Source organism: Citrobacter sp. C13 (assembly GCF_014596815.2).
Taxonomy (GTDB): Bacteria; Pseudomonadota; Gammaproteobacteria; order Enterobacterales; family Enterobacteriaceae; genus Citrobacter; species Citrobacter portucalensis.
This window is the reverse complement of the sequence record NZ_CP115024.1, coordinates 732877-747132: the sequence shown is the minus strand read 5'-3', so window position 1 is coordinate 747132 and position 14256 is coordinate 732877. Positions and strand designations below refer to the sequence as shown.

The following is a 14256-nucleotide window of genomic DNA, read 5'->3' as shown; positions in this document are numbered from 1 at the left end:
ATATCACTATCATGGAGCAGAATATGGCGGAAGAAAAAGCGCGGCAACAGACGCTTTCACTGCATGTCGTTAACGGTAACGAACTGGAAAGCGGACGTACCGCACGGTGTCTGTTCACTCAGGGCGGGGATGTGGGCCACGGCAGCGAATGCCACTGGCCTGTTCAGGACAGGCACCAGAACGTTCCGGCGAAGGCGTTCAGCATCAGTCTGCATGATGGCGCATTCTGCCTGCATCCGCTGGCGTCACCATTATGGCTGAACCAAGCCAAAGTCACGGCGGCCTCAGATCAGGTGCAGTTACGCCAGGGCGATGAGATCCAGACCGGGCATCTGATACTCCGGGTCCATCTGAACCAGGGCGGGATGCGGCATTACGACGAAGAGATGGCAACGCCTGAAACCATCGTTTCTAACCACGACATTCTGTCAGACACGCTGTTGTCCACTGACGGCGCACCGAAATATCCGGGAATGCCGTCCCGCCACCAGCTTGCGGATACCGTTGTGAATAGCTTTTCCACCGATCCGTTGCAGGCGCTCCAGGCTGAAAGTCTGACCACCAGGGATAATCCGCTTGCGGGTATAACCCCTGCCCGACCTTCCGCCCCGTTGTCCGATCCGGCGATAAACGGCGGGATCAACACGCCGTTTATGGATCTGCCGTCCATGTATGCCGACCCACAGGACGCCGAGGATGACGCGATTTCACCGGCAGACGCGGCGCAGCGCCATCTCGCTGTCACCCCGTTACTGCGCGGGCTGGGAGGATCGCTTGCCGTGAATAACACGGAAGATGCCGACGACTTTCTGGAAGAAGCCGGGAGGACATTGCAGGCGGCGGTTAAAGGGCTGCTTGAGCTACAGCAACACCGTAACAGCCTGTCTGACAAGCATTTGCGCCCGCTGGAAGATAACCCGCTGCGCCTGAATATGGACTACGCCACCGCGCTGGACGTGCTGTTTGCCGAAGGAAAAAGCCCGGTACATCTTGCCGCGCCTGCCGCCGTCAGCGAAAGCCTGCGCAATATCCGTCATCACGAAGAGGCCAACCGTGCCGCCATTGTGGAATCGCTGCGCGTGCTGCTGGACGCCTTCTCGCCGCAGAGCCTGATGCGCCGTTTTGTGCAGTACCGCCGCAGCCATGAGCTGCGCAAGCCACTGGATGATGCCGGAGCCTGGCAGATGTACAGCGATTACTACGACGAACTGGCCTCCAGCCGCCAGCAGGGCTTTGAGATGCTTTTTAACGAAGTGTATGCCCAGGTCTATGACCGGGTGCTGCGTGAAAAACAGCGGGAGCCGGAAGCATGACAGGGCGTGGTTTCCTCGCCTGGGGGATGGTGGCGTTGTTCACCATCGCCTTGTGTGGTTGTGAAACGGTAAAAAAAATCGGTGAGGTGATCAAAAACCCGGATATTCAGGTCGGCAAGCTGGCTGACCAGTCCTCACAGGTGACGATTACACTGCTGACGGAGCCGGATGCCAATATCAACGCGGACGGTGAAGCGGCAGCGGTAGATGTTCAACTGGTTTACCTGAGCGATAACTCGAAATTAGAAGCTGCGGATTATGACCAGCTCGCCAGCACACCGTTACCGGATGCGCTGGGAAAAAACTATATCGATCACCAGGATTTCAGCCTGCTGCCCGACACCATAAAAACCCTGCCACCGGTGAAGCTGGATGAAAAAACGCAGTTTATCGGCATTATTGCCTATTTCTCCGACGACCAGACAACACAGTGGAAACAGATCGAGCCGGTGGAAGGGACAGGACACCACTACCGCCTGCTGGTGCATATCCGGCAGAGCAGTATTGAAATGAAAAAAGAGGATGATTAACGATGGCAACCACGCGAAACAAGGTGGTATGGCGAGAAGGGACGCTGATGCGTCCGCACCATCTCCAGCAACAACAGCGTTATAACGATTATGTGAATAATCTGCGTTTCCGGACAATCCATGATTTGTCCTGGGGATTTACGGAATTGTCTATCAACAACGGGTTGCTGGCACAGGGTAAAATCATGCTCGACAGCGCGTCGGGCACTCTGCCGGATGGCACGGTGTTCTCTCTTCCGGATCAGGATGCGCTACCCGATCCGCTGCATCCGGACAGTTTTCCTGATGAAGAAAACCGTAATGTCTATCTGGCCTTACCCGTTGCCAGCGATGTGAGAGGCGAAGTCAGTTACGGGCAACAGGTCGGGCGTTACCGGCTGCACGATGCAGAAGTCCGGGATCTGCATTCCGAGAATGGTGATGCGCGGGCACTGACGCTGGGACAGTTAACGCCCCGCATTATGAGCGGGGCGGACGATATGAGTGCGTATGTCACGCTGCCGCTGTGCCGTATCAAAGACAGGCACGCTGACGGCTCCCTGATACTGGATGACACTTTTATTCCCACCTGTCAGAACATCCATGTCAGCGCACGGCTGCGTGAATTTCTCCGGGAAGTGCAGGAAGCGGTTGGCGGTCGGGCTAATGACCTGGCTAACCGCATTGGCTCTCCGGCGCAAAGCGGTATTGCAGACGTAGCGGAATTTATGATGCTGCAACTGCTTAACCGTAACCAGACGCGGTTCACGCACCGCGCCCGCCGACCGCAGCTCCATCCGGAGGACTTTTATCTTGATCTTGCCGGGCTGCTGGGTGAACTCATGACATTTACCGAGCCGTCCCGCCTGCCCTGTCCGCTGGATGTCTACGATCACCGTAACCTGACGGACACCTTCAACACACTGTTGCCGGAAGTGAAACGGGCACTGCATACCGTACTGTCGCCAAGGGCGGTTAATCTGCCGCTGCATCTGCGCGATGGTATCTGGCAGGCTGACGTACATGATTCAACGCTGTTGGAGTCGGCCACCTTCGTGCTGGCAGTAGCGGCGAAAATGGAGACGCTTCAGCTCCAGCGCCAGTTTATCCAGCAGTCAAAAATTTCCTCACCGGAAAAAATTCGCAATATGGTCAGCGTACAGATCCCCGGCATACCGCTGCATACGCTGATGGTGGCCCCACGCCAGCTCCCGTACCATGCCGGTTTCAGCTATTTCGAACTGGACAAAAGCGGGGCAGCCTGGGCGGATGTGGCGGCCACCGGTGCCGTCGCCCTGCATGTTTCCGGTGCGTTCCCGGATCTGAATATGCAACTGTGGGCCATAAGAGGATAAGGCGATGGATGAGTTATCACTGCCCCCCTTACCCGGATACGAAAGAGAAGGCCAGCGCCAGTATCAGCTTACGCTGCGCGGCAACAGCCTGAATCCGATGATCGACGCCGCCACCCCGCTGCTGGGGATGGTGATGCGTGTTTCAGGCATGAACAGTCACGCCATGCCAGAACATCTGTTTACCCAGGTGGTAACGGATGTGCAGGCGGTGGAGCAACTACTCCAGGAGCAGGGCTATGAGCCAGGCGTGATTATCTCGTTTCGTTACATCCTGTGTACCTTTATTGACGAAGCGGCGCTGGGTAATGGCTGGTCGAACAAGAACGAGTGGATCAAGCAGTCGCTGCTGGTGCATTTCCATAACGAAGCCTGGGGCGGTGAAAAGGTCTTTATTCTGCTGGAGCGCCTGATGCGCGAACCCAAACGCTACCAGGATCTGCTGGAGTTTTTGTATATCTGTTTTTCACTGGGCTTTCGCGGGCGTTATAAAGTCGCGGCTCAGGATCAGGGGGAGTTTGAACAGATATACCGCCGCCTGTACCACGTCCTGCATAAACTGCGTGGTGACGCGCCTTTTCCGCTGCTGCACCAGGATAAAAAAACCCAGGGTGGACGCTATCAGCTCATCAAACGACTGACCATCCGGCATGTGCTGTGTGGCGGCATCGTCGTGCTGGCGCTGTTTTATCTGTTTTATCTGCTGCGTCTGGACAGCCAGACGCAGGACATTCTTCACCAGTTAAACCGGCTGCTCGCCAGGTAAGGACACATATGATCCAGATTGATTTGGCCACACTGGTAAAACGGCTTAACCCCTTTGCGAAACATGCCCTGGAAGCCGCTGCCTCGGAGTGTATGAGCCAGCAGGCAGCGGAAATCACCGTCAGCCACGTACTGATCCAGATGCTGGCTATCCCACGCAGCGACTTGAGGGTGATTACTGAACGCGCCGGGATCGGCACCGATGATTTACGCCAGGCGTTGACGGTGGAAAATTACGCCACCACCCGTTCAGTGGACAGCTATCCGTCGTTCTCCCCCATGCTGGTTGAATGGCTGAAAGAGGCCTGGCTGCTGGCGTCTGCTGAAATGCAGCTCACCGAACTGCGCGGTGGCGTGCTGCTGCTCGCCCTGCTCCATTCGCCGCTGCGCTACGTACTGCCTGCCGCCGTCCGGCTACTCACCGCCATTAACCGTGACCAGCTCCAGCAGGATTTTGCCGGGTGGACGAAGGAGTCTGCTGAATCCGTGGTGCTCACTGATGGACAGCCAGGCCAGCACGCCGCAATAGCTGGCGATGAAAGCCTGCTCGGCCGCTACGCCAAAAACATGACCGCAGACGCCCGCAGCGGCAAGCTCGATCCGGTCCTGTGCCGCGATAATGAAATCGACCTGATGATCGATATTCTTTGCCGCCGCCGCAAAAACAACCCGGTGGTGGTCGGTGAGGCGGGCGTGGGCAAAAGCGCGCTGATCGAAGGGCTGGCGCTGCGCATCGTGGATGGCCGGGTGCCGGACAAGCTGCGCGATACCGATATTATGACGCTCGATCTTGGCGCATTGCAGGCAGGCGCGTCCGTTAAAGGTGAATTTGAGAAGCGTTTTAAAGGATTAATGACGGAAGTGATTTCATCTCCTACGCCGGTGATCCTGTTTATCGACGAGGCCCACACGCTGATTGGCGCGGGTAATCAGCAGGGCGGGCTGGATATCTCTAACCTGCTCAAACCTCTGCTTGCGCGTGGCGAGCTGAAAACCATCGCCGCCACCACCTGGAGCGAGTACAAAAAATATTTCGAGAAAGACGCCGCCCTGTCGCGCCGCTTCCAGTTGGTGAAAGTCAGTGAACCCACGGCAGCAGAAGCGACCATTATTCTGCGCGGCCTGTCGGCGGTGTATGAACAGTCTCACGGCGTATTGATTGATGATGAAGCCTTACAGGCAGCGGCGACGTTAAGTGAGCGTTACCTCTCTGGTCGTCAGTTGCCGGATAAAGCCATTGATGTGCTGGATACCGCCTGCGCCCGCGTGGCGATTAACCTCTCGTCGCCGCCGAAGCAAATTTCGGCGCTGACCACCCTGCGTCACCAGTGTGAAGCGGAAATGCGCCAGCTTGAGCGCGAGATCCGCATCGGCCTGCGGTCGGATACCTCACGGCTGACTGAGGTGATTGTGCAGTATGACGAAACGCTGGCCGAACTGGATGAACTGGACGCGGCGTGGCACCAGCAGCAGGCGCTGGTACAGGAGATTATCGCGCTGCGTAAAGGGCTGCTGGAAGAAACCGACGCCAGCAGCAGTGAAGACATCACGCTACCGGACGCTGACGATAACGCCGCATCAACGGATGAACCCGAGGCAGAGCAGGCGAGCACGGAACCTGAAATCCCTCCTGCCGCCCGTCTCTCGCAGTTAACCGCCGAACTGGAGACGTTGCACCATACGCAACTGCTGGTTTCCCCGCACGTCGATAAAAAACAGATTGCCGCCGTGATTGCCGAATGGACCGGCGTGCCGCTTAACCGCCTGTCGCAGAACGAAATGTCGGTCATCACCGATTTGCCACAGTGGCTGGGCGACACCATCAAAGGTCAGGACCTGGCGATTAAGCATCTGCATAAACACCTGCTGACCGCCCGCGCCGACCTGCGCCGTCCGGGACGTCCGCTCGGCGCATTCCTGCTGGCTGGCCCCAGCGGCGTGGGTAAAACCGAAACCGTGCTGCAACTGGCTGAACTGCTCTATGGTGGTCGCCAGTACCTCACCACTATCAATATGTCGGAGTTCCAGGAGAAACACACCGTTTCGCGCCTGATTGGCTCCCCGCCGGGCTATGTCGGCTACGGTGAGGGGGGCGTGCTGACCGAGGCGAACCGTCAGAAACCTTACTCCGTGGTGCTGCTTGATGAAGTGGAAAAAGCGCATCCTGACGTGCTCAACCTGTTTTACCAGGCGTTTGATAAAGGTGAAATGGCCGATGGTGAAGGTCGCCTGATCGACTGCAAAAATATCGTTTTTTTCCTGACATCCAACCTCGGTTATCAGGTGATTGTCGAACATGCCGACAATCCGGAACTGATGCAGGAGGCGCTGTACCCGGTGCTGGCAGACTTCTTCAAACCCGCACTGCTGGCGCGTATGGAAGTGGTGCCCTATCTGCCGCTATCTAAAGAAACGCTCGCCGTGATTATCGCCGGGAAACTGGCGCGGCTGGACAACGTACTGCGTACCCGTTTTGGCGCGGAAGTGGTGATTGAACCTGCCGTGACCGATGAAATCATGCAGCGTGTCACCCGCGCCGAAAACGGCGCGCGAATGCTGGAATCGGTGATTGACGGCGAGATGTTGCCGCCGCTGTCGCTGCTGCTGTTGCAGAAAATGGCGGCGAACACGGCGATTGCCCGTATTGTGCTGGGCGTGGCGGACGGCGCGTTTATCGCTGATGTCGAAGATGCGCCGGAGGATAGCACTGATTCCGACACACAGTCGGAACCAGAAACAGAGGACAAAACCGTTCTATGAGCAGAATACAGACGCTCATGATCATAATGCTGCTGCCGGGATTATTCCCCCGCGCAGTACAGGCGGAAGCACCTGCAAAACAGGTGATTGCCGTATTGCCGGGGATTGTGGTGCCGGAAACCAACGCACAGACGACGCTCAGTGCCATGCTGGACTGTCGCCGGGAGCCTGCTGCACTGGAGCGTCTTGACTGCTATGACCATATTCTGGCACCAGAGCAACCCAGCTTTAATGGCGCGCTGGTAAAGGCCCGTTATGAAGGTGAAGCCTGGAAACGGGCTTTCGCCCAGGAGAAACAGCGCCCGGATAATTCCACCGCACTACTGATGACGCAGAGCGATGGCGAACGCCCAACAGTGGTTATTACTACACCTGCCATCGGCAACGTCCCGCCACGCCCGGTACTGATGTTCAGTTGTGTGGACAACATCACCCGGATGCAGGTGGCGCTGACCCATTCCATGACGCAGAACGACATCGCCGTGACGCTGACCACTGACCACGGACGCTTTCAGTCTCATTGGTTTATCCGTGAGAACGGTGTCCTGTTGGAATCCAGCCGCGGACTATCCGGTATTGACGAAATTAAGCAGCTCTTTGGCGCAAAAACCCTGACCATCAACACCGGTACGGACAGTGCCGCCGGAAAACTGACATTTAACATTGACGGGCTGGCGAAAACCATCGCACCGCTGCGTGACGCCTGCCACTGGGCGGGGGAATAAAAATGGCAATGGACTTACGTAACCCGGATACCTGGATTTCACACCTGCTGGAAAATCTGCCGGAAGATAAACATGCCTCCGCGATGAAAGACGATAATCCCGACTGGGAATATATCGATGGCGAAATGCTTAAACTTGGCTCACTGACGCACAGTCAGTTGGATATCCCGGAAATACAGCGCCGGGGATTAGTGCTTCTGGCGTCGGAAAGCAAAGATTTTCGCCTGCTGGCCCACCTATTACGTACGCTGCAACACGCCGGTAATCCGCTGCTGGCGTTACGTTTACTGACGTTATATGTGGAACATTACTGGACGCAGGCCGCACCGCAAAATGCAGCTCATAAACAGCGTTTCGCCGCCCAGGTACTGAAACGATTTGAATCCGGTGCAGAGAGCTTCGCAGAATCGGCAGATATCACGCAACGCGACAGCCTGCTGTCTGAGCTGGCAAAACTGGCGCAGCGCTGGCAGGAGCAAAATATCCCGGCACTGGCGCAGGCCGTCGATGATCTCTCGTCGCAGTATCGCCGGGCATTTCGCGGGGCAAAGCTTGCGCTGTCTGCCCCGTCACCCACGCCATCCGTCGGCGCACCTCCGGCCGCAGCCACACTACCCTCCCCGGTATCGCCATCGGTGTCCGCCCCCGCTATCCCGACCGTCGATATTGACAGTCATGATGATAAGGCCTGGCGCGACACACTGCTGAAAGTCTCCGCCATTCTCTGTGAGCGCCAGCCGGATTCGCCGCAGGGTTACCGCCTGCGTCGCCATGCGTTATGGCAGGCCATTACATCCGTACCCCAGGCAGAAAGCGACGGGCGAACGCCGCTGGCGGCGGTACCTGCTGATATGACCGCCGATTATCAGACCCGACTGAGCAATGCCGATCTGGCGCTCTGGCAACAGGTGGAAAAAAGCCTGCTTCTGGCCCCGTACTGGCTCGATGGGCATTACCTTTCGGCGCAAACCGCGCAACGCCTGGGTTACTCCAGTGCAGCAGAAGCCATCCGGGATGAAATGGCCCGTTTTCTCGTCCGCCTGCCGCAACTTGCCACCCTGCGGTTTAATGACCGCACGCCGTTTATGAGTGAGCAGACAAAACAGTGGCTGGCGACGTCTCCGGGCAGTCAGACAGCCCCGATTGTGCGGACCGACGAAGACACAGAGGCTGTCCACCAGTGTTTCAGCGAGAAGGGACTGGAAGCCGCACTGCAATACCTGGAAAAGCTGCCGGAAGGCGATCCGCGCGATCAGTTTCTCCGGCAGTATCTGGGCGCGCAACTGATGGAAGACGCCGGAATGGTGCAGCTTGCACAGCAGCAGTACCGGATGTTGTTTAAAGCAGGGCTGCGTATGACGCTGGCTGACTGGGAGCCGTCACTGCTGGAGCAACTGGAAAACAAATTCACGGCAGAAAAATAATAACGTAACAAGGAGTTACCGTGTTCAGATTACCAACCCCTCGACTGTTCAGCAGTCTGCGATCCGTCCTCCGACCGGCGATGCCCCGCGTTAAGGTTTCCGCCGCCTGGCTGCTGGCACTGGCGTGGATTGTGCTGCTGGTATGGATCTGGTGGAAAGGCCCGTCATGGTCATTATACGACGAGCAGTGGCTTAAACCTCTGACGAACCGCTGGCTGGCGACGGCAGCCTGGGCGCTCGCAGCGCTGGTATGGCTTACCGTCAGGGTAATGAAGCGCCTGCAACTGCTGGAAAAACAGCAAAAACAACAGCGTGAAGAGGAAAAAGATCCGCTGACTGTAGAACTGACTGCCCAGCAACGTTATCTCGACCACTGGCTGCTGCGTCTGCAACGCCATCTCGACAACCATCGCTACCTGTGGCAACTGCCGTGGTATATGGTTATTGGTCCATCCGGAAGTGGCAAAACGTCGCTGCTGCGCGAAGGTTTTCCATCCGACATTATTTACGCCCCGGAGGCCGTGCGGGGAATGGAATTGCGCCGGTATGTTATCCCACATGTGGGAAAACAGGCGGTCATTTTTGATGCAGACGGCCTCCTGTTTGAGCAACAGGAGGCGGATGTGCTGCACCGTCGCCTGTGGACAACTATGCTGGACTGGCTGGTACAAAAACGCGCCAGACAGCCGCTGAACGGCCTGATACTGACGCTGGATCTGCCCGATCTGCTGACTGCCGACAAACGCCGCCGGGAGCACCTGTTGCAAATTCTGCGCGGACGTTTGCAGGATATACGCCAGCACCTTCACTGCCAGTTACCGGTGTATGTGGTACTGACCCGGCTGGATTTACTATACGGTTTCGCTGCTCTGTTTCAGTCTCTGGACAGGAACGATCGCGATGCCATTCTTGGCGTTACTTTTACCCGTCATGCTCATGAAAATGACGACTGGCGCGCAGAGCTGAATGCATTCTGGCAGACCTGGAGCGAACAGCTCAATAACGCCCTGCCGGAGCGACTGCTAACCCCCGGCTCCCGCAGTTCCCTGTTCAGCTTTGTTCGTCAGATACAGGGCAGCCGTGAACCGCTGGTATCCCTGTTGAGCGGATTACTGGACGGGGAAAATATGGACGTCATGCTGCGAGGCGTGTACTTCACCTCCTCCCTGCAACGCGGCCAGATAGACGATATTTTTATGCAGTCTGCCGCCCGTCAGTTCCGCCTGGGCAATAGCCCGATGACGGCCTGGCCTTTGGTGGACACAGCCCCCTATTTTACCCGCAACCTGTTTCCACAGACTTTACTGGCAGAGCCTAACCTCGCCGGTGAAAGCCGCGTCTGGCTGATGCAGTCCCGCCGCCGGTTATCGGTGTTTTCCGTCACCGGGGGCATCGCCGCGCTGCTGCTGATTATGGGCTGGCATCACTATTACAATAACAACTGGCGTTCCGGCATCACCGTACTGGAGCAGGCCAAAGCCTTTATGTCGGTTCCGCCACCGCAGGGTATGGATGATTATGGCAACCTGCAACTGCCGTTACTCAACCCGGTGCGTGACGCCACGCTGGCCTACGGTGACTGGGGCGATCGCAGCCGCCTGGCCGATATGGGATTGTATCAGGGCAGGCGTGTCGGCCCGTATGTGGAGCAGACCTACCTGCAACTGCTGGAGCAGCGTTACCTGCCCGCCCTGTTTAATGGTCTGGTCAAAGAGATGAACGCCGCGCCGCCGGAGAGCGAGGAAAAACTTGCGGTACTGCGCGTCATCAGAATGCTGGAGGATAAAAGCGGACGCAGCAACGAGGTAGTGAAACAGTACATGGCAAAACGCTGGAGCGATAAGTTCCATGGCCAGCGAGATCTCCAGGCGCAGCTTAAGTCTCATCTGGACTATGCCCTGCAGCATACAGACTGGCACGCGGAACGTCAGGCAGGCAACGTCGACGCCACCAGCCGCTGGACGCCTTATGACGGCCCGGTGGTGGCGGCCCAGAAAGAACTCAGCAAGCTGCCCGTCTACCAGCGTGTTTACCAGAGTCTGAAAACGCGTGCCCTCGGCGTGCTGCCCGCCGATCTGAACCTGCGTGACCAGGTGGGCGCCACGTTTGATCAGGTGTTTACCTCCGGGGATGATAATAAACTTATTGTTCCGCAATTCCTCACCCGTTACGGCTTGCAAAGTTATTTTGTCAAACAGCGCGATGCGCTGGTCGAACTGACGGCGATGGATTCCTGGGTGCTGAACCTGACCCACAGTGTGAAATACAGCGAGGCAGACCGGGCGGAAATCCAGCGTCAGCTCACCGAACAGTATCTCAGCGACTACACCGCCACCTGGCGCGCCGGGATGGATAACCTTAACGTGCGCAATTACGAATCCATCGCTGAACTGACCGGCGCACTGGAGCAAATTATCAGCGGCGATCAGCCACTCCAGCGGGCGCTGACGGCACTGCGCGACAATACACAGCCCGCCGTACTCTCTGAAAAATTGGATGACAGAGCGCTTCAGGAAGCCATGGCAGAGTCGGAGTATCAGTTACTGACCCGCCTGGGGCATGAGTTCTCCCCGGAGAACAGCACTCTGGCTGTACAGAAAGACAAAGAAAACACTCTGCAGGCAGTTTATCAACAGTTGACGGAACTGCACCGTTATCTGCTGGCGATCCAGAACGCACCGGTACAGGGAAAATCAGCACTGAAGGCGGTGCAGCTACGGCTTGATCAAAACAGCAGCGATCCGATCTTCGCCACCCGACAGATGGCAAAAACCCTGCCTGCCCCGCTTAACCGCTGGGTGGGCAAGCTGGCGGAGCAAGCCTGGCATATGGTGATGGTGGAAGCAGTCCATTACATGGAGATTGACTGGCGTGACAACGTGGTGAAACCGTTTAACGAGCAGCTCGCCAACAACTATCCGTTTAACCCTCGTTCGTCACAGGATGCATCGCTGGATGCCTTTGAACGCTTCTTTAAACCGGATGGTTTACTGGACACGTTCTACCAACAGAATTTGCGTCTGTTTATAGAAAACGACCTGAGTCTGGAGGACGGGGATAACAACGTGATTATTCGCGAAGACGTCCAGGAGCAACTGAATGCCGCGCAGGAAATTCGCGATGCCTTCTTCAGCAGGCAAAACGGCCTTGGCGCTCAGTTTGCCGTGGAAACCGTATCGCTTTCCGGTAATAAACGGCGCAGCGTACTCAACCTTGACGGTCAGTTAGTGGACTACAGCCAGGGCCGCAATTATACCGCGCATCTGGTTTGGCCAAATAACATGCGTGAGGGTAATGAAAGCAAGCTGACGCTGATTGGCACCGGCGGCAAAACGCCGCGCAGCATCGGTTTCAGCGGACCGTGGGCACAGTTCAGGTTGTTTGGCGCAGGGCAACTCACCGGCGTACAGGATGGCACATTCAGCGTGCGCTTTAACGTGGACGGCGGCGCAATGGTGTACCGGGTGCATACGGACACGGTAGATAACCCGTTCACCGGCGGGCTATTCAGCCAGTTCCGGTTGCCGGATACCCTGTACTGAGGAGGCTGAAATGAGCCAAGGCATACTCACACAAATTATTGTTACCGGCAGCGATCCTCGCGGCCTGCCGGAATTCAGCGCCCTGCGGGAAGAGATCAATAAATCCTCTCACCCGTCGCAGCCGGAGCTGAACTGGAAACTGGTGGAATCACTGGCACTGGCGATCTTTAAAGCCAACGGCGTGGATCTGCACACGGCGACCTATTACACCCTGGCGCGCACGCGTACACACGGGCTGGCCGGATTTTGCGAAGGGGTGGAGCTACTGGCGACAATGATAAGCCACGACTGGGATAAATTCTGGCCGCAGGATGAATCAGCCCGTACCGGGATGCTTGACTGGCTCAATACCCGGACCGGTAATATCCTGCGCCAGCAACTGTCCTTTTCAGACACTAAACTGCCGTTGCTGTACCGGACTGAGCGCGCATTGCAGTTGATTTGCGACAAACTCCAGCAGGTAGAACTGAAACGCCAGCCGCACGTAGAAAACCTGCTTTATTTTGTGCAGAACACGCGTAAACGACTAGAACCACAGCCAAAAAGCAGCGTGGGTACTCCGTCACAGACCACCGTCAGAACGTTGATTTATGCCCCGGAGAGCACACAGCCCGTCACGGAGGAAAGCCTTCCTCCCCTGCCCGACCTGCCGGAAATGAAGGTGGAAGTCCACAACGGCACCACACCGGTCGCCAGCGCTACGCCAGGCCGGAATTCTAAAGGTTTTATGGCGGGTATTGCCTGCACGACGGCTGCTGCTGCCGCACTCTGGTGGTGGCAGGTGTACCCGATGCAACAACAACTTTCACAAGTCAGGGATACAGCACAGGGCGCGGCAACAGTCTGGCTGTCGTCGCCTGAACTGGACAGTTACGGGCAACGGCTGCAACAGCTTCCCGACACCTCGCCGCTGCAACTGCTGGAAACAGGTATGCAGATGATGCAAACCGCAGACAGTCGCTGGCCGGAGAGTTTGCAACAGCAGCAGGCAACAGCGCAGTGGAATGAAATCCTGAAAGCCCGTGCACAAAGCAGCCCACAAATGCGTGGCTGGCAGCAGGCTCGTCAGAATTTGCGCGACTTTGCCGACCTGATGATGCAACGGGAGACAGAGAAGCAGGGCTTTACCCTTTCCTACATTAAGACAGTCACCTGGCAGGCGGAACGACTGCTGAATCAGGAAACGCCGCTGGAATCCCTGCTGACACAGTACCAGGACGCCAGGACACAGGGACGGAATACAGAAGCGCTGGAAAAACAAGTTAATGAACAGATGAATGGCGTATTAAGCCGCTGGCTGCTGCTGAAAAGCAATGCAGTGCCAGAGTCGGCAACTAATGCAAAATCCGGAAAATAATAGTTAACGCGAGGAGAACAACATGGCAAATTTAATTTATTTAACACTGAACGGTGAAAAGCAAGGATTGATTTCAGCAGGTTGCTGTTCACTTGATTCTATCGGTAATAAAGCTCAGTTACTGCATCTTGATCATATTATGGTATATGAACTGACGCATGGGTTAAGTCGGGATCAAAATGTCAATCATCATTCAGTTACGATAAAAAAACCTGTCGATAAATCATCTCCTTTGCTGGGAAAAGCAATTAACGATAATGAAATATTGACCTGCACTTTTGATTTTTATCGAACAAATAGATTTGGTGTTAATGAAAAATATTACAAGCTGGAATTAAAAAACGCCCGAATTAGTGATATTAATTTCTCGGTTGCGCATGTAGTCATTGACAGCGAAGCACAACCCCAGGAAAGTATTTCTTTTATATATGAATCAATCAACTGGGAACACTGCATTGCCGGGACCAGTGCATACAGTTTATGGGATGAGAGGGTATTTTAGTAAAGAT

The 14256-nt window shown here is 56.1% G+C and carries 10 protein-coding genes; all 10 read left to right on the top strand.

Features of this window, described 5'->3' with window-relative positions; genetic code table 11:
- Window positions 1–23 precede the first annotated feature (23 nt).
- The 10 genes from tagH to IB222_RS03575 all read left to right on the top strand — a co-directional run bounded on the left by tagH (window position 24) and on the right by IB222_RS03575 (window position 14249).
- Window positions 24–1313, top strand: coding sequence for a type VI secretion system-associated FHA domain protein TagH (tagH, locus tag IB222_RS03620; protein WP_149384557.1), 1290 nt, complete (start codon window positions 24–26; stop codon window positions 1311–1313).
- A gap of 26 nt (window positions 1314–1339) precedes the next feature.
- Complete coding sequence (gene tssJ / locus IB222_RS03615) at window positions 1340–1843, top strand: type VI secretion system lipoprotein TssJ (protein ID WP_149384610.1); 504 nt, start codon at window positions 1340–1342, stop codon at window positions 1841–1843.
- Between the two features lie 2 nt (window positions 1844–1845).
- Window positions 1846–3177, top strand: a complete 1332-nt coding sequence (gene tssK, locus IB222_RS03610) for a type VI secretion system baseplate subunit TssK (RefSeq protein WP_149384556.1) — start codon at window positions 1846–1848, stop codon at window positions 3175–3177.
- Between the two features lie 4 nt (window positions 3178–3181).
- Complete coding sequence (gene icmH, locus IB222_RS03605; protein ID WP_149384555.1) at window positions 3182–3940, top strand: type IVB secretion system protein IcmH/DotU; 759 nt, start codon at window positions 3182–3184, stop codon at window positions 3938–3940.
- 8 nt (window positions 3941–3948) lie between these two features.
- Window positions 3949–6699 carry a type VI secretion system ATPase TssH gene (tssH, locus tag IB222_RS03600; protein WP_149384554.1) on the top strand — a complete coding sequence of 917 codons (2751 nt, stop codon included), beginning with the start codon at window positions 3949–3951 and terminating at the stop codon, window positions 6697–6699.
- Window positions 6696–7424, top strand: a complete 729-nt coding sequence (vasI, locus tag IB222_RS03595) for a type VI secretion system-associated protein VasI (RefSeq protein ID WP_149384553.1) — start codon at window positions 6696–6698, stop codon at window positions 7422–7424. The genes tssH and vasI overlap by 4 nt, the downstream gene beginning before the upstream one ends.
- Window positions 7425–7426: 2 nt before the next feature.
- A complete protein-coding gene (tssA, locus tag IB222_RS03590; protein WP_149384552.1) occupies window positions 7427–8848 on the top strand; it encodes a type VI secretion system protein TssA in 1422 nt (473 codons plus the stop codon).
- Window positions 8849–8958: 110 nt separating this feature from the next.
- Window positions 8959–12390, top strand: a complete 3432-nt coding sequence (tssM, locus tag IB222_RS03585) for a type VI secretion system membrane subunit TssM (protein ID WP_149384609.1) — start codon at window positions 8959–8961, stop codon at window positions 12388–12390.
- A 10-nt stretch (window positions 12391–12400) separates the two neighbouring features.
- Window positions 12401–13747, top strand: a complete 1347-nt coding sequence (locus tag IB222_RS03580; RefSeq protein WP_149384551.1) for a type VI secretion system ImpA and VasL domain-containing protein — start codon at window positions 12401–12403, stop codon at window positions 13745–13747.
- A 22-nt stretch (window positions 13748–13769) separates the two neighbouring features.
- Window positions 13770–14249 carry an Hcp family type VI secretion system effector gene (locus tag IB222_RS03575; RefSeq protein ID WP_148361483.1) on the top strand — a complete coding sequence of 160 codons (480 nt, stop codon included), beginning with the start codon at window positions 13770–13772 and terminating at the stop codon, window positions 14247–14249.
- Window positions 14250–14256 lie beyond the last annotated feature (7 nt).